The organism is Marinomonas sp. HM11-D (assembly GCF_057626615.1).
On record NZ_JBMMKT010000003.1, the window covers coordinates 210,579 to 227,596 of the forward strand.

At 46.8% G+C, this 17,018-nt stretch carries 15 protein-coding genes; 7 read left to right on the forward strand and 8 right to left on the reverse strand.

Annotated features, from left to right (window positions below; translation table 11 throughout):
* Positions 1–172: 172 nt before the first annotated feature.
* From ACOSVP_RS05545 to ygiD, 4 genes are all read left to right on the forward strand, one after another.
* Positions 173–490: a c-type cytochrome gene (locus tag ACOSVP_RS05545; RefSeq protein WP_487346495.1), complete on the forward strand. Its 318-nt coding sequence runs from the start codon at positions 173–175 to the stop codon at positions 488–490.
* Between the two features lie 259 nt (positions 491–749).
* Positions 750–971, forward strand: a complete 222-nt coding sequence (locus tag ACOSVP_RS05550; RefSeq protein ID WP_055463185.1) for a TA system antitoxin ParD family protein — start codon at positions 750–752, stop codon at positions 969–971.
* Entirely contained in the window at positions 964–1,254 is a 291-nt protein-coding gene (locus ACOSVP_RS05555; RefSeq protein WP_487346496.1) for a type II toxin-antitoxin system RelE/ParE family toxin, read from the forward strand. Before ACOSVP_RS05550 ends, ACOSVP_RS05555 begins: the two co-directional genes overlap by 8 nt.
* Before the next feature lie 131 nt (positions 1,255–1,385).
* Positions 1,386–2,252 (forward strand): 4,5-DOPA-extradiol-dioxygenase, encoded by an 867-nt coding sequence (gene ygiD / locus ACOSVP_RS05560; RefSeq protein WP_487346497.1) that lies wholly within the window; start codon positions 1,386–1,388, stop codon positions 2,250–2,252.
* A 37-nt stretch (positions 2,253–2,289) separates the two neighbouring features.
* Here ygiD and ACOSVP_RS05565 read toward each other — a convergent pair whose 3' ends face one another.
* The 3 genes from ACOSVP_RS05565 to ACOSVP_RS05575 form a co-directional block, all read right to left on the reverse strand.
* Complete coding sequence (locus tag ACOSVP_RS05565; protein WP_487346498.1) at positions 2,290–2,532, reverse strand: DUF2442 domain-containing protein; 243 nt, start codon at positions 2,530–2,532, stop codon at positions 2,290–2,292.
* 3 nt (positions 2,533–2,535) lie between these two features.
* Positions 2,536–2,793, reverse strand: coding sequence for a DUF4160 domain-containing protein (locus ACOSVP_RS05570; RefSeq protein ID WP_487346499.1), 258 nt, complete (start codon positions 2,791–2,793; stop codon positions 2,536–2,538).
* Positions 2,794–3,106: 313 nt separating this feature from the next.
* Positions 3,107–5,002: a hypothetical protein gene (locus ACOSVP_RS05575; RefSeq protein ID WP_487346500.1), complete on the reverse strand. Its 1,896-nt coding sequence runs from the start codon at positions 5,000–5,002 to the stop codon at positions 3,107–3,109.
* A 978-nt stretch (positions 5,003–5,980) separates the two neighbouring features.
* On the opposite strand from ACOSVP_RS05575, the gene trpB reads away from it, so the two are divergent.
* Positions 5,981–7,231: a tryptophan synthase subunit beta gene (gene trpB, locus ACOSVP_RS05580; protein WP_487346501.1), complete on the forward strand. Its 1,251-nt coding sequence runs from the start codon at positions 5,981–5,983 to the stop codon at positions 7,229–7,231.
* A gap of 2 nt (positions 7,232–7,233) precedes the next feature.
* A complete protein-coding gene (gene trpA, locus ACOSVP_RS05585; RefSeq protein ID WP_487346502.1) occupies positions 7,234–8,022 on the forward strand; it encodes a tryptophan synthase subunit alpha in 789 nt (262 codons plus the stop codon).
* A 64-nt stretch (positions 8,023–8,086) separates the two neighbouring features.
* On the opposite strand, the gene ACOSVP_RS05590 is transcribed toward trpA, so the two are convergent.
* From ACOSVP_RS05590 to glpK, 5 genes are all read right to left on the reverse strand, one after another.
* Positions 8,087–9,484, reverse strand: a complete 1,398-nt coding sequence (locus ACOSVP_RS05590) for a DUF3999 family protein (protein WP_487346503.1) — start codon at positions 9,482–9,484, stop codon at positions 8,087–8,089.
* Complete coding sequence (locus ACOSVP_RS05595) at positions 9,481–12,252, reverse strand: DUF2339 domain-containing protein (protein ID WP_487346504.1); 2,772 nt, start codon at positions 12,250–12,252, stop codon at positions 9,481–9,483. The genes ACOSVP_RS05590 and ACOSVP_RS05595 overlap by 4 nt, the downstream gene beginning before the upstream one ends.
* Positions 12,253–12,402: 150 nt before the next feature.
* Entirely contained in the window at positions 12,403–12,900 is a 498-nt protein-coding gene (locus ACOSVP_RS05600) for a DUF7482 domain-containing protein (RefSeq protein WP_487346505.1), read from the reverse strand.
* 40 nt (positions 12,901–12,940) lie between these two features.
* On the reverse strand, positions 12,941–13,240 hold the full coding sequence (locus ACOSVP_RS05605) for an antibiotic biosynthesis monooxygenase family protein (protein ID WP_487346506.1): 300 nt from the start codon (positions 13,238–13,240) through the stop codon (positions 12,941–12,943).
* 142 nt (positions 13,241–13,382) lie between these two features.
* Positions 13,383–14,864: a glycerol kinase GlpK gene (glpK, locus tag ACOSVP_RS05610; protein ID WP_487346507.1), complete on the reverse strand. Its 1,482-nt coding sequence runs from the start codon at positions 14,862–14,864 to the stop codon at positions 13,383–13,385.
* A 286-nt stretch (positions 14,865–15,150) separates the two neighbouring features.
* Here glpK and glpD point away from each other — a divergent pair, with 286 nt between their 5' ends.
* Complete coding sequence (gene glpD / locus ACOSVP_RS05615) at positions 15,151–16,674, forward strand: glycerol-3-phosphate dehydrogenase (protein WP_487346508.1); 1,524 nt, start codon at positions 15,151–15,153, stop codon at positions 16,672–16,674.
* Positions 16,675–17,018 lie beyond the last annotated feature (344 nt).

Here is a 17,018-nt window from a genome sequence, read left to right on the forward strand (position 1 = left end):
AGGCCTTGATGACCATCAGGGCCCTAATACTTAGGGGTAGATAGGCCAAACTTTCATCTACCCCCTATTGAACTAGAATTTACCAACGGCAACATAAAACATCATTTTCTACTACATATTCCCAACATAGTCCCTACGATAATGGGTAGATCCTTTATATGGAGTAGGCGCCATGAAATTATGGCTCATGACACTTGTACTTGTTTCACTGGCTGGGTGCTCAGATTACAACGATAAAAAAACCACAATGCAGGGTGGCAAAGAGCTTTATGAAAGTTATTGCGCCAGCTGTCATCGTTCTAGGGGCACAGGCCAGTTTCTAATCGGTGTACCCCGTATAAAGGATACAGAATTAAGTCTCAATGAAATTGCAGATGCAATACGACGTAAGCATAAAGACAATAAGAAAATGCCAACCTTTACTCAGTTGACTGTGCCTCAGAGCTATTCAATTGCTGCCTATATTAAAAACACCCTCAGATACCAATAAGGTTAAAATGCCCCCACGCGGCAGTTGGTACAGAATTAATCTTATCCAACTACTACCAAAACGCAGGCTATCAACAGCGGCCTAAGATCAGTAAAAACGAAACAGCTCCTCGCCTAGCAAAACCTTAATCACCTATCAACACATATGGTCCGAGCATTGCTGTGGGTAGTTCTGAAGAGCACCCATCCATTTCTTGTCTCACATTGCCACTATTGTAGCAATCCGCTACACTTCTTTAAAACACTAAGGAGACTCTACTATGTCTACTGCAAGCATTCGACTTGACCAAGATTTGGTTGATAAAGCTGCGATTATGGCTAAAGCCCTAAACCGCACGACACCGAAACAAATTGAGCACTGGGCTAAGATCGGTGAAATGATGGAAGATAACCCAGATTTGCCTTATGAGTTTGTAAAGCAAGCAATCATTGCTCAAGCGGAGAAAGAAGCAGGTAAACTTGAGGAATATAGCTTTGGCTAAAATCACCCAAGTTCTTCAAACACCTACCTTCAAAAAAGCCGTTAAAAAACTACACAATAACCAAAAAGCGGATCTTGATAACGCGATTAAAGAGTTAATCGAAGACCCGCTTTTAGGACAACAAAAGAAAGGCGATTTATCCTTTCTTCGTGTGCATAAATTTAAAATGGTAAATCAGCTTACCTTGCTTGGTTACAGCTACGAAGATGGGACCGTTACTCTAGAACTTATCGCTTTAGGCTCTCATGAGAACTTCTATCGTGATGTGAAAATCATTCTTTAATTTAGCTTTTACCTAATGGTTAGGCTCTAAATGCTTTTTTAAAAACTCTGGTGCTAAATCCGCACCGTTCGACCAAACTACCGTTTCCAACTCCGGATCGACAGAACACGATAAAACAACAAAGGACTGCCATGAAACGCCGAGACCTTATTAAAGCCGTAATGTCTGTTGTCGCACTGCACGCCGTAGCAAAGCCAACACTACTTTCCGCTGCTCCTCAACCGTCACTCATGCCAGTGCTTTTTATCGGCCATGGCTCGCCAATGAATGCGGTACAAGACAATCCTTTTACACGGCATCTCACGCAATTAGGGCAAACCCTTCCGACACCACGCGCCATATTAGTGGTCTCAGCCCATTGGGTAGACAAGGCCCCAACACTCAGTGCCGTGAGTAAGCCTGAAACGATTTACGACTTTGGTGGTTTTCCTCAAGCATTGTATGACATCCGTTATCCATGTGACGGCCACCCTGAGCTGGCCACGCAGATCGCCGACACGCTTAGCCAATACCAAGCGGGCGTAAATCCTACACGTGGGTTAGATCATGGTGCTTGGACGGTGTTGCATCACCTTTACCCCAACGCAGAGATTCCAGTGCTCCAGCTCGCCATGGGTGCGAGCATGTATATGCATGAGCATTTGGAATTAGCCTCAGCACTGCAGCAATTACGCCGCGAAGGTGTGTTGATTTTGGCCAGCGGTAACATTGTCCATAACCTGCGACAAACCGACCGCTCCGACAACCCAGTAACGCCAAGTTGGGCAGAAGACTTTGATGCGCTGATAAAAGAGGGCCTGCTTGATCGCAACATACCGGAGCTGCTGGCACGAGATAAAACGAAACATTCATTATGGGGCAAGTCGCACCCCACCATCGAACATTATGTCCCTTTGCTGTATGCACTGGGAGCCAGCACCGAGTCAGATACCATTCAGTTTCCTCATGAGGGATTTCAGGCAGGTTCTATTTCAATGCGCTCAGTGCTTTTTGGTTAAAACTGCCCTACCTCTTCTGTACTCGATGAATTAGGGCCTAATGATTAGGCTCTAGATGGGCTTTTAAAAACTCCGGTGCTAAATCCGCACCGTTTGACCAAACTACCGTTTCCAGCTCAGGGTCGACAGTAAACGCCTTAAACTGATCGAGTTCTTGAAGGGGTGCAAATATAGGCCCCTTTAAAAGGTTTGATAGATTCACAACACCGTCAGAGCCGTCGTCGAAAGACACCCAGATACGGTAGTCAGATACATATTTAGCGTCTATTACATGCAACATAACTTACTCCAAGGGGGCTATGTTTATCAAAGGCTGCCCCGATCTCGCACGCTCCCAGTTTTCCTCAAGTTCGTGGTGATGTAAAGAGATCCACTCTTGTACAAACGATTCAGCACGCTTGGGTAGTTGGCCTTCTAACAAACTGCCATCAAAACCAAATAGAGCTTCCATACCTGCATATTTAGCATGGAAATGAGGCGGATTATGATCATTAAAGTACATTGCGATGATTATTCCATAAAATCGGCTAATGATTGGCATAGGGTTCTCCTTAACCCAATAATTGAATAACTATAATGCCTAGTGATTGGGTTAGGAGAATTGACAGCAGTCATACGAGAGCAAGCAACGTGGGCTTGATTGATTTTGCTTGGGGTATATCGAGGATCAGATGAAGATCAATTTTCATCTGACCCCGATTGTTTACGTGTTTTGCGTCAAATACATGCAGCATGGTTTGCTCCAGTGGGTGGTTTTCATCTGAGTCTGATTGTTTGGTGATTGGCTTTGAGGCAGATGATCTTAATTTTCATCTGACCCCGATTACTCGTAATTTTCACCTAACCAAAATTGTTCATTTACTTTCTATGAACGATCTAATTTTAGATGCCGCTTTAAGACTAACAGTACTTGAAAAAGATTTACCAAGGTCAATCAATCTAAATCCAAAAACCAAGTTTAATATTGTGATCAGAATTAGAAAGCTAAAAAATATTGATTTAACCGTTATATTTTTCAAATCCGAAATTGATTCGGGTGATGTAAACACTAATGCATAAATCAATACAGAAAACCAAAAAAGCATAATTGCGTACAGGGTGAATTTTTCAATAACCCCAGAAACTTTACCAATGAACTCATCAAATTTCCCTGCCTGATTTTCTAGTTTTTCCTCTGCTTTTTGTAGCCTTTCACCTAATTCATCAGTATAAATTTTCTTAGCATTATCAAGAATTGTGCTCACTGAGCCAAACATATTATCTTCAGATGAAAAGACTTGATCCATCAACTGTTCTCTAGCTGTCATGCTGTGTATTAATACATGGTAATCATGCTCACTAATTTCCCCTTTATCCTTAAGTCTATTCACTTCCTTAAGGTATTCAGCCCATAATGATTCAGATGGCAATAGTGCTGAATAGCAATTTGCAACCAGTCTATCTTTAGGTAAATTTTCAATTTTCTTAACTGATTTCATCCATACCAAGGAGGTGAATACATGATCAGCCATACAAATTGAGGCATTAGAATGACCATACTGCTCATTGAAGAATAAAGTTGACAACCTTGCCAATTGAGAATTAGTTGTTATGAAAATAGCTTTACATCTATCAAGATAGTCTTGTTTTTTACCCAGTCTCATTTGATATATGGCTTGCAAACAAGCAATATCATGTGAGCGAGCTTTATCTGATTGATTTTCAAATACACTAGATAATTTATCAGAAAGTGCTTGTTCATCTATAGAGTACGCTTCTAGTATTTCTGGTCTTTCTTCAACATAGATCCCTTTCTGATTGAGCTTTTCTTCCAGACTATTCATAGTGATCAATAAATCAGAAGGTGTAATAGCCTTTTGATTTATATAATCAAACACATCACTTGGTTTATTAGGCTTTAACCGTCCATACTGATCTAGCTGATTAAGAGCAGCAAAGAAGATACCTTTTAGCTCCTCGATAGTATGGTCAAAACACCGAGTTTTAACTCCCATTTCAGCCAGCATTTCCATTAACTCTTCACAGGGTAGACAAAGCTCCTTTTGTGAAAACCCAAGCACTCTGACTAAAAACTGGGTATCAAAATAAACTACAACTCTTTTTAACGGCTTATTAGTAACATCACTCGGGTTTTGAGAATAGTAGAATGTTTCCGTTAGCATTGATCCACGAACGAACGAAAGAATAGACTCAAACGACTCTTGATCGTATTTATTGGAGTGATCAATAAATCTAGATACGAGATACTTATTTTTGTCAGAATGCTCTTCTTTTAAAACATCAGCATCATTAAGGTTTACAAATAGTTGAGGTGAAATATCGTATAAAACTTCAAAGAAATATTTCGAAGCACCTTCTGAGTCAATATCGACACTGTGGAACTCTCGACTAAAATCAACAAATTTTTTAACTAAAAGATTGTATCTTCTTTGCTCTGCATCCCTTATACTCGAAAAATTACTAGTTTTAATAGCATCTCGATTAATTTTATAGATACCTCCAGATTGCTTTTCAAGCAATTGATATTTACTACTAGCTCGCTTTAGCAAGCTAAGAACCGCACCTGTTGGTATTTTAAACTCTGCAAACTCAACAAACTTCTCTTTAAACTCATCAACAGAGAAAACTTCATTTTCTATGCTTGCTAACGTTTCATGAACAAGAGGAACATAATTATCCAGAATATCTGTACCTTTTTTGTCCCAGTTGACGCGTACAATTGCCATATTAATCAGAAATCTGTCCATCATTTCCCTCTTTTTCTAATTGAGTTTTTCAGCACATAACAATTTAATTTTTCATATGCTTTTTTATCTGACATCAGCGCGCAATCCAAGAATGAAACGAGAAATTGTCATCCTTGACGCTTAATAGACAGACAATACCCGAATTCTATGACGTTCCCAATAAACAGCTTTTCTATTTAAAACAATTACTTATTTTAACCACACTGTCGCGGGTATCAGACCGTTCCTACGCGAGCCTATTGGCGGTGTTCCATGCGTTTGATTTGCGCTGACGCGTCGGTGTCGAAGAATGAGACGAGACAGGCGCAAGCAAATTGAATTGCATGGAATGGCGCAGCAAAGCGGTTGGTGAAGCCGAAGCTGATTTTCAGCAGCCTAGCGATACCTATTAGATTGCAAGATTCATCCCTCGGGAACCGAGGTCCTACAGCTTTGATTTTTCGATTTATCGCAGGGATTGCTGGTTTGATCGCGGTTCGGAGACCGCTCCTACAAGAGCCAGTAAGCGGTATTCCACGCGTTTGATTTGCGCGCTATCTACAAATAAAAGTGTCGGTGTCGAAGAATGAGACGAGACAGGCGCAAGCAAATTGAATTGCATGGAATGGCGCAGCAAAGCGGTTGGTTAAGCCAAAGCTGGTTATCAGCATCCTAGAAAAATTTCCTAGATAGCAGATTGCCCCCTCGGGGACCGAGGTCCTACGGCTTTGATTCTTCGATTTATCGCGGAGGTTGCTGGTTTGATCGCGGAACGGAGTCCGCTCGTACGGCTTTGGAGCTTCGGTTTGTCGTGGAGGTTATTGGTTTGGTCGCGGGTCGGAGACCGCTCCTACAGGGGCTGAAATCCAGTCAACTTATTAACTAAACGATATGGTAAATAAAAATGGTTGACGGTGGGCTTTTTCTCTATTAATTTTACCTCATCGTTTAGTTATTAATTTTGATGCCAAGGGGCATTGTTTCATCCGATAGGAGTCTTTCATGCAAAGCAATAATGGTTACTACGGTGAGTTTGGTGGAAGTTACATCCCTGAGATTCTCTACTCTAGCCAGCAGCAAATTCTTCACGCTTTTGAAGAGGCGAAGAACGATCCAGCGTTTATTGCGGAGTTGAAGGACACTTGGCAGAACTATTCTGGCCGCCCTACGCCGTTGACGTTTTGCAAGAACCTAACGGATCACTTTGGCGGTGCGCAGATTTATCTAAAACGTGAAGACTTAAACCAGTCTGGCGCGCATAAGATGAACAACGTAATCGGCCAAGCGCTGTTGGTGAAGCGTATGGGTAAAAAGCGTGTGATCGCGGAAACCGGTGCCGGTCAGCACGGTGTGGCAACGGCGTTGATCGCAGCGCGTTTGGGCCTTGAATGTACCATTTACATGGGTGCCAAAGACGTGAAGCGTCAGTACCCGAACGTGTTCTGGATGAAGCAGTTGGGCGCGACAGTTGTCCCTGTTGCCGAAGGTGCGCAGACGCTGCGTGACGCCTTGGACGAAGCATTACGTGACTGGTCTTCAAGCCATGAAGACAGCCACTACCTGATCGGTACGACTTGTGGTTGTGCGCCGTTCCCAGAGATGGTGGCGTTCTTCCAGTCGGTGATCGGTGAAGAAGTGAAAGAGCAAAGTATGGCGCAGTTTGGCCAATACCCTGATCGCTTGTACGCGTGTGTGGGTGGCGGTTCCAATGCCTGTGGTTTGTTCTTGCCATTCCTAGAGGAAAAACAAGTAGAAATGGTCGGCGTTGAAGCCGGCGGTAAAGGCTTGGAGCTAGGCCAGCACTCGATCCGTCTATCCAACGGTTTGGGTCAAAAAGGCATCGCGCAAGGCTTTGCAACCATGTTCTTACAAGATGAAAACGGTCAGCTACAAGAAACACATTCTATCGCGGCGGGTCTAGATTACGTGGGCGTGTCCCCCATCATTGCTCACTTGGCGCAAGAAGGTCGCATTCAGATGACCTACGCGATGGACGACGAAGTGGTGGAAGCGTGTTCTTTGCTACTGAAAAAAGAAGGCATTATCCCAGCATTGGAATCGTCACACGCTCTAGCGGGTGCGTTTAAAGATGCGGCCAACTTGCCAAAAGAATCACGTATCGTGATCAACTTGTCAGGCCGTGGCGATAAAGACATCTTTAACGTGGCGAAAGCCATGAACGATGCAACCTTCCCTGAGTTCTTGGAAGATTACATGGCAGACTACAATACAGACAACGAAGGGGAAGCGTAAGCATGAGTCAGTTAGCACAATACATCGCTGAGAAACGTCAGCAAAAGCCAATCCTGTCTATGACACACGTGGTTTATGGCTACCCTTCTGTAAAAGAAAGTTTGGATTGGATGGCGACGCTGTTAGAAGCAGGCGCGGATTTTATCGAAGTACAGTTCCCGTTCTCCGATCCAGTGGCGGATGGCCCGACGATTGTGGCGGCGTGTCACGGCGCACTGCATGAACAGACGTTAACGGTTGAGCAATGCTTGAAAGACATCGGTCAATTGGGTCGTGATTTCCCTCAAGCACGTATCGCTCTAATGAGCTACTTAAACCCAATGTACCGCTACGGTTTGGAAAAGCTGGTAAAACGTTGTGCCGAGGAAAACATTCTTGGTTTGATCCTACCAGATCTGCCATACGAGCAAGCGGGCGATCTGCGTGAATACTGCGCGGCAAACGGTGTTGATCCAGTATGGTTGGTAACGCCGGTCACACCAAAAGATCGTTTGGCGTTCTTGGCGAGCGAAGCACGCGGTTTCTTGTACTGCGTGGCACGCTCTGGCGTAACAGGTAACTCCAACCATAACGGCGGCCCGCAGCAGTCGTTAGATGAGTACCTAGCGGAAATCAATGAACACTCGAATGCACCGATTGGTGTGGGTTTTGGTATCCGTGAAAAAGCCCATGTAGACGCACTAAAAGGCAAAGCCGACGTGGCGATTATCGGTTCCGCCCTACTAGATGCCTACAACAAAGGCGGCAAAGAAGAAGGTTTGAAGCTGTTTAATAGCTTGTTTAACGCTTAATTCAAAGCTGCGAGTTATCCATAAAAAACGGAGCCCTGTTTAGCACAGGGCTCCGTTTTTTCGTTTAGTTCTCAGAGTTTTGCTGCGGCAACTGACGCAATAGCTTGATCGCAAAGTACAACAAGACCATCACCGCCACGGCTAAGCTGAGCCAAAACACAATGTCGGTCCAGTTTTGCTTGGGCGGCTTTTCCTTAGGCAAGCTGACATTTTCCAGCGGCTTGAGATCCACCCTTGCCCACTCAATATCGTTCTCCCCTAATAACTGAGCAAAGACACTTTTGGAGGCATTTTGCTGGGGCACTTCCGCGGTTTTGCCGATACGGTAAGGGCCATTGTTATTGGCGATAAATTGTAGGATTTGCTGTGGATGATGAAACACGATGGTTGGCGTCAGCTGATCTTGTAGACCATTGGCAAGCTCCACGCGCCACTCTGGATCCGTATTGCGCGACAGGTTAACCGCTTTGCTCTGTTGCCAGTCATCGCCGACTTTGGCGTTAAACCAAACACCACGGTAGCGCCAACGCCACGGGTCTTGGGCCGTTTGACGCGAATACAGCCGCACGCTATCGCCATAAGCCGTCTCACCCAAATCTAGGCTTAGCTGCTGAATGGGGGCTTTGTCCTCGCGCACATACTGCCACGCACTGACAGGACCAAGATTGTTCGAGACCGAGTCCTGTTGCTCTGACAAAGTCCCTGCAAGGCTCCAACTCAGTTCCGGCACTGTTGCCACTGGCAGGGGCAGGCTGGCTTCCACAGCCGTGAGAGGCACTTCAGGATTGTTCGGAAACTCTATGCGTAGGAAGTCATAGTGTTGCGCCTTACCCTTAAGCTCAATGCTGTTGCGCAACAAGCGGTAATCACCCTTTTCAAGCTGAACCAAGGTATCACGAGCCACACGCTGCCAGTTGCTTAGATCCTGACTACCGCTGACATGCACCGCCAAGTACTGACTCGATGGATCTGTCGGCCAGCTGAGCTCAAGGCTGTTTAGCGCTTGGTCTTGCTCACGTAAATCGATCAGATAGAAGTATTCTTCTGGGGCAGGTTTGGCATCCGTTTGATCCACGGAAATGGCAATCGAACCCTTATCAATCTGCAGCTGGGTTTTGCCTTGGAGCATGGCACCGGTTAAAGGCGTGCCGACCCGAACCGGAAAGAAATTTAGCCCAATGATGTCAGGCTCTGGTGCTTCGTCTGGATCGGCTGTGCGAATGCGCGATGGCAGCACCGCGCCGTCGCGATCCAGTACTAGGATATCGCTAAGCTGAGCACTGTCCGTATAGCGATAGATCTCAGCCGGTAACGAGGCTTCTAGATAGACATTAGAAGACTCAGTTGCAGGCGCAATGTCATACAGCGGCGTGACATCATCCTGAGCCCAAAGCACTTGGCTACCCAGTAAACTAAGCACCATCGCCGGCCAACGAGCACTGATGTTGAGGGGATTTCTCATGATGCGGACTCCTCTTTTTCAGATTCAGCGTCCGCTGGTGCGCGGCTTGGAATCGGCGATAAGTAGCCAATCAGTAGCATCAATCCGCCTACCACCATAAACGAAATAATACGTGTGAGGTTGCCAGTATCTTGCAGGTCGATGGTAAAGAGTTTTAACAGCACCACCCCTAGCACACTGACGCCCAACAGCCAGATATTGCGACTTTGCTGGCGACGGGAAACATTCATAATCACCAAGGCACACAGACTCCAAAGAATCGATAAAGACATTTGTACCGTGCTGGAATACCACAGTGCGTAGCTGTTGTATGGCACCTCAATAAAGTGATGCAGCGCCCTTAATAAAACGAGGTTCAACCAAACAAAGCCCAGCACCAGCGGCACTGCCATGGTCAGCCCTTGTCGAACACGCTTGGTGGCCATGATGCTCTGACGGCAGGCGTAGGCCATAAGGATCACCATGGCCAGCTGCGCTAAATCCATTGGATTTAGGATAGGCACGTGGAACCACTGGGTCGCCCCAGAGTTGAAGCTAGCAGAGTAGAACCAGAGCATTAGCAGCAATACCATGGGGATCGGCACCACATCTTTATAAACTTCGCGGTATTGAGTAATCGGCCAAACTGGACGCGCTAGTAATCTCATCAGGATCAGCAATGGAACCGTAAAGGTCGCAAACCAAATCAGCAAAGAAGTGACTTGATTCCAATGCATCATGTATTGATACCAGCTGACTTCCCAAATTAAGCTTGCCAATAATCCCCAAACCGTAAGTACGTGCCAGCTTTTCACCAGCAGCTCCGACGCCCTGAGCGCTGGCATAGCGGCATGTTGCTTACCTTTAAGCCAAAGAAAGGTGTACTGCACGCCAGCGAAGAACACGAACGCCAGTCCACCGAGCCCTTGGTAAGGATGAAACTGAGTACCGTCAAACATAAAGAAAAGCAGACTTAAACCACTCCAGATCGCCACCAATGGTAGCAAGCTGTAGGCGGCATTTAACAAATGTGGCCACTGCAAGCGACGGCTCAGTACTAGGAACACTAAGCTCGATAAGGAGACAAACAAGATAATCCCTGAGAAGAGGTGCTCTTGAGCCAGCTCATCGACGATTTTGATACTGCCCGCCGCATACCACCACCCTAGTCCCACGAGGATAGAGAGGCTTTCAAGATTCCATTCATAGCGCGTCAGTACGCCACGATGACGTTGCAAAATCAGACCAATGCAAAACGCCGCAAGTGATAGGATCACTAAACCCAATACTTGATCCGAGATTTTCACCGCCCCGATCAGATACATTTGCCCGTCTATCTGCAATGACACGGCACCGGCAATATAGAGTAAATACCCCGCCGCACGGGCTAACCAACGTTGCTGTCGAGCGCCAATCCAGACAAGGCCCGCCGCTTCGATACACCAGGTGGCTGAAGTCCAGCTCGCATCCAGCGCTAAAGGTACGGCTAGGGTCAAAAAGATAATCCCTAACGCGATAAATGACTCACTGAGCAATCGATGGGTCTGCTGATATTTCTTCAATAGCAGTGCCGCCAGAGCAAGATAAAGCGCGGCGAGGATCACAGCACTAATCGGCAAGCCGTACTCGGAGTCTTTGAGTAATAAGGTTTGCAGGCCAAAAGCGACCACCGGCAAGCCAAACACCAAGCTGCCGTCTACTAACCCCGTTAGTTTTGGCGGTTGCTTGATGGAAAACAGCACAGACACCAAGAGGTACAGCAAAAAGAAGGCAATCAGAAATGGCTGCGTCGAATTGTAGAATTGCGCTTGGTAGCTTTGCACACTCCACAAGGAGGTAATAACAAAGGTAAATAAGAAGCCAACCCAGTTGAGCAAGCGCCAAGCTTTAAACCAAGCAATTGCCAAGATGCCTAGGTTTAACAGCAAGTAGAAACTAAACAGCGCCACATGATTACCTGAACCATCGGAGGTCAGGATCGGCGCGAGAAAACCACCAATGGTCGCCATCAGCGCCAGCCCTTGGGCGCTTTGTAATACCGCTAAGGCCACACCAAAGATAACGATCACGGTCATCAGAGCAAAGGTCATAGTAGTTGGCATTAAATCGTAAAATTTACCCGCGGCGAAAATCGTTAAATACAAGGCGGCAATACCCCCACCTTGTAAGATCAAACCATAGCCATGGTGCCGATCTCGGGTAAACCAGCCGATCACCAGTAACGCGGTGGCGATCAAGGCAATCACTGTTAAGCGCATTTCGATGGGGAATAACCCCGCGCTGGAAGCGTATTTGGCTAAAAAGCTTAGGCCAAAGAACAACACCAACATACCCACGCGCACCACGGGATTGCCTTGGGTAAAGAAGCGGCGCACCTGTTCGGTAAGCTGACTAAGGAATTGAAACTTACGCGCCACTCGATCGGCACGACTGTCGCGGCTAAAGCTTTTATCGAGCCAACGATCTGCTTCTTGTGACGCGTCGGTTTTAGCGGCGGCGGGCTCTGACGGTGACTCAACTTGATCCGAATTTTGTGTTTCAAAGACTGGCGCTTCAGCTACCGACACCGTCGGTTCCTCACTCGGTTCAGCGGCGGCCGTGCGCTCTCTATGGGCGCTGGTTTGTAAACGCGAGACTTCCCTTTCTAAGCCTTTAACCCGTAGCGATAACTGCCAAACTTGCCCCAGTGAAAGGCCGATCATAGCGCCAAACAGCCAACCAAATGGGTCCGATAAATAGACCGCTCCGGTAAAGAGGCCAATAATGGTCGTGACTATGATTTTCCCCATTGGATCATTCCTTCCCTTGTGAATGTGTGCTGCCTGGCATGTATTGTTCAGCAGTAAATAAACTTAGAAGGCTACATTGCCCGAGTGATGGGCTGTTTCAATTGAACGCATCATCACCTAAGTGTTGTCGATAAAATTGATATTTGGAAGCTAGCCAGCCGATACAATCGGGCAGTTCACCACGATATCGGTACGCTCGATAGTGACGAGTCCCTTAGCTTCGGCGTCTAACAGGGCGTCTTCAGAAGTCAGTTCAATGGCCTCATTAGGATGAACCCACTTCACTACATACATCAACCAAATCGGCGAATACGCAGTATCTGTGCTTTGAAAACCGGTTGGGGTGGGCACTGAGGGAAAAATATTACGTTGCTCACCATTTGGGAAACCATAGACCCGTTCGATCACGGTTTTTTGTCGTGGTGGCTTGGGATAATTGGGCATCGCATCTCGTAGGCGCGGGGCATAATTCGCTCCCATGGCTTGTGCCATCGCTTGGTCGGACACATCCGTGGTCACGTAAAAAACGATTTGATCGTTAAACCAAGCTTGCTGCAACGGCAGTGAAATAGTCGTAGGCGCTGTGCTGGCACAACCACTAAGGTAAAGGCTTCCTGCGATTAAGACCGCCATTGCAAGCTGTTTCATATTGCTTTCTGCTTCCCTTCAAAATATTCAAGTTATCGCGTTACTTAGAAATATAATTTCCAAGCTCTTCATACGCTTTGACGGAAACCAAGTTCCCCAGCTTACTCATTTGGGTCACTTCTGGTGGATTATCTGAGGTCCAAAAGTTGCGCCAATCTTCATTTGAATTCCAGCGCGCTATGGTGAGCAGATGATCGACTCGAGTCTCATCTTGTAACAATGTACTACCGTGGGCACCTTGATACATTTCACGCACCAACACAGTGGTTTGTTGCCACGCTTCACAAAATGCTTCAAGGTTTTCTCGGCTTACATGCCACTCATAAATCACGCGAATCATGTTGTCTTCCTTATCCAATTAGATCAGAGAATTATTGTTCTTAATTAAAGACCATATTGCCGCTTTATTGTAAGCACGGTTTTTGCGTAAACGCACGTGTAAATGCTTTTATTCCTCGGCATACATCATAGGAGTCCCAGTTTTAATTGCTGCGCACACGATGCACGGCGTTACGCCAGCCTTGATAGAGCTTCTCTCGATTATCGTGATCCATCTCTGGATGAAAGGCATACTCGGCCTGCCAAAGTTCACTGATTTGCGCTAAAGAATCGTACACACCAGCTTTCAAACCCGCTAAATAGGCTACACCCAAGGCCGTGGTTTCGGTGACTTTAGGTCGTTCGACTGTGATCCCTAATAAATCACTTAGAAACTGCACCACCAGATCGTTCACCACCATGCCACCATCCACTCGCAGCGAGTTAAAGTGGGCGCCGTCTTTGGCCATGGCATCTACCAGATCTTTGGTCTGATAACAGACCGAGCGCAATCCCGCACTGACGATGTCCGAGACACTGGTATCACGAGTTAAGCCGATCATGGCACCACGGGCATCTGGATCCCAGTAAGGCGCGCCTAGCCCAGTAAAAGCCGGCACTAGGTACACGGTGTCAGCGTTTAACGCTTGTTGCGCCAAGCTTTCCGTTTCCGAAGCATGGGAAAATAGCTTTAAGCCATCCCGCAACCATTGGATCGCCGCCCCCGCAACAAAGATACTGCCTTCTAAGGCATAGGAGACTTTACCATCTAAGCGATAAGCAACCGTCGAAAGCAACTTATGCTCCGATTTCAGCACCTGATCGCCAGTATTCAGAATCAAGAAACAGCCAGTGCCATAGGTGCTTTTCACCATTCCAGGAGCAAAACAAGCTTGGCCAAACAGAGCGGCTTGTTGATCCCCTGCGATGCCCTGCACTGGGATTTCAGCCCCCAGCCATTTGGCGCTGATCACACCAAAGTCAGCGCTAGAATCCATCACCTCAGGCAGCTTGACCGCGCCAATACCTAATAGCTCAATCAGCTCCTGATCCCACTCTTGAGTATGAATATTAAAAATCATGGTACGCGCGGCGTTAGTGGCATCGGTGCGATGCGCTTGGCCATCGCTTAAACACCATAATAAGTAGCAATCCACCGTGCCAAAGGCGATCTTGCCCGCGGCGGCACGTTCTTTAACCCCTGCCACGTTTTCCAAGATCCAGCGAATCTTAGTGGCGGAGAAATAAGGGTCGATCAGCAATCCGGTCTTTTGTTGCACACTGTCACTGTAACCTTGCTCGACCAAGCTTTGGCAATAATCGCTGGTACGACGGTCCTGCCAAACAATGGCGTTATAAACTGGTTGGCCGGTGTCGATATCCCACAAAATAGTGGTTTCACGTTGATTAGTAATACCGGCGCTGACGATGTCTTCCGCCTTTAGATCCGCATCAAACAAGGCGTCTTTGCAGACTTGCAAGGTGGTTTGCCAAAGGTCTTTGGGATCATGCTCCACCCAACCGTCATGGGGAAAGTGTTGCGGGAATTCTTGCTGGCCTTGGCCGATGATCTGGCCTTTTTGATTGAAAATAATGGCACGGCTGCTGGTGGTGCCTTGGTCGATCGCAAGTAGAAATTGGTTCATAACATCGAACTCTCTTTTAAGTCGTCCTGACAGGTTTTTCTTCTAGTATAAATCTAGTTTTTCAATATAAGCGCGGCATTAACGCTTTAATATGATTTCCTCGGTTTCCTCCTGCATTTCATGAAAATAAACACATTTTCTGCAATAAAAGCTTGCTAGTGTCGCCTCTACTTAGCTTGCTATACCTTAAACAGAGGGTTAGCATCGATTAAATATTGACCAAAATCAATTATCCAATCAGCTCATGGAGTGGCAGTCTGTACTCCTGATGAGATAGAGGTAGACCATGGAACACTCTCATTTTGACTTGTTTATTGTCGGCGGCGGCATTAATGGAACTGGCATTGCAGCGGATGCCACAGGACGCGGGTTATCCGTCGCTTTGTGTGAAATGAATGACTTGGCCAGCGCCACGTCATCGGCCAGCAGCAAGTTAATCCATGGCGGTCTGCGCTATCTTGAGCACTATGAATTCCGTTTAGTCCATGAAGCCTTAGGCGAGCGTGAAGTATTGCTAAAAATCGCCCCGCACTTGGTGACACCGATGCGTTTCCAATTGCCTCATCGCCCTCACCTTCGCCCAGCTTGGCTGATTCGATTGGGTCTGTTCCTATATGACCACATTGGTAAGCGTGAGTTGCTGGAGCGCTCCTTTAATGTGGCCTATGACGAAAACAGCCCCCTCAAAAGTGATATCAGCCAAGGCTTTGAATATTCCGACTGCTGGGTGGACGATGCCCGCTTAGTCATTGCCAACGCCATGAGCGCGCAAGAGCGTGGCGCATTGATTATGCCGCGCACCCGCTGTGAATCAGCCCGTCGTGAAGACGGTGTCTGGGTGATTGATGTGGTCAATACTATTACTCAAGAGCGCCAACGCTTTACCGCAAATGCCTTGATCAATGCCGCAGGCCCCTGGGTATCGAGCTTTATTGAAACCAAGCTGGAACGCAAAGCGCCTTATGGCATTCGCATGATCAAAGGCAGCCATGTGGTGGTGCCGAAACTGTTTGAGCAAAGCAACGCTTTTATTATGCAAAACGCCGATAAGCGCATCGTGTTTGCCATTCCTTACCGTGATCAATACACCCTCATTGGCACCACCGACGAAGAGTACCAAGGGGATCCGAAAGACGTCGCCATCAGCGATGCGGAAGCGGATTACATCTTAGATGTGGCGAATCAGCATTTTAAAAAGCAACTGAGCCGCGAAGACATTGTTTGGACCTATTCCGGTGTGCGCCCACTTTTAAATGATGAATCAGCCAATGCGTCCGCCGTTACCCGCGACTACACTTTACATGTGGAAGATGAACACGCCAAAGCACCACTGCTCAGTATCTTTGGCGGTAAGATCACCACTTATCGTCAGCTGGCCCTATCCGCCATGCACGATCTAAAAGACTACTTTCCACAGATGGGCAAACCTTGGACCCATGCTCACCCTCTCCCCGGTGGTGATATGAGCAATGATCATGAGGCGTTTGCCAAGCAGTTAATCGCAGAGTTTCCTTTCCTAACAGAAAGTCTCGCACGCCGCTTCACCGCCAGCTACGGCACACTTTCTTACGTGTTGCTGGGCAGCGCCTCTTCCCTCATGGAGTTAGGTCCTTGCTTTGGTGCGGACTTGTATCAAAAAGAAGTGGATTACTTGATCGAGCACGAATGGGCACGCACCGCTGAGGATGTCTTATGGCGTCGTACGAAACTTGGCTTAGAATTTACTGCGGAGCAGGTGCAGCAACTGAGCGAGTATCTCGCCTATGAAATGTCCCATGAGCAGGACTATGCTGAGGAGCTGATAGCCTAGCTGGCTATTTAGGTGGGCTGATTGCTTTCAGTTACTGCCTTCAAGGTACGTATTGAAATACACGATCGGCTTTTTCAGTTATCGCCTTCAAGGTACATTTTTCGCTCTACGAGCAAGCTCTAGAAGTCGCTTAAAAATGTACCCTTGAAGTCTCTTAGAAGCTTCTTTCAAATAAACTATAAAAAGCTTTTCATGAAAGCCAAACTTGTTTTGATTGAACTCAGTTCTTAGGTTCGACATGTTGGTTCCCCAGAACTGTCTCTGTATAAAAGAAGTTTTAAGACCTGCCATATTGTGTTTCCCGCGACTTCTAGAGCTTGCTCGTAGAGCGGAAACACAATATG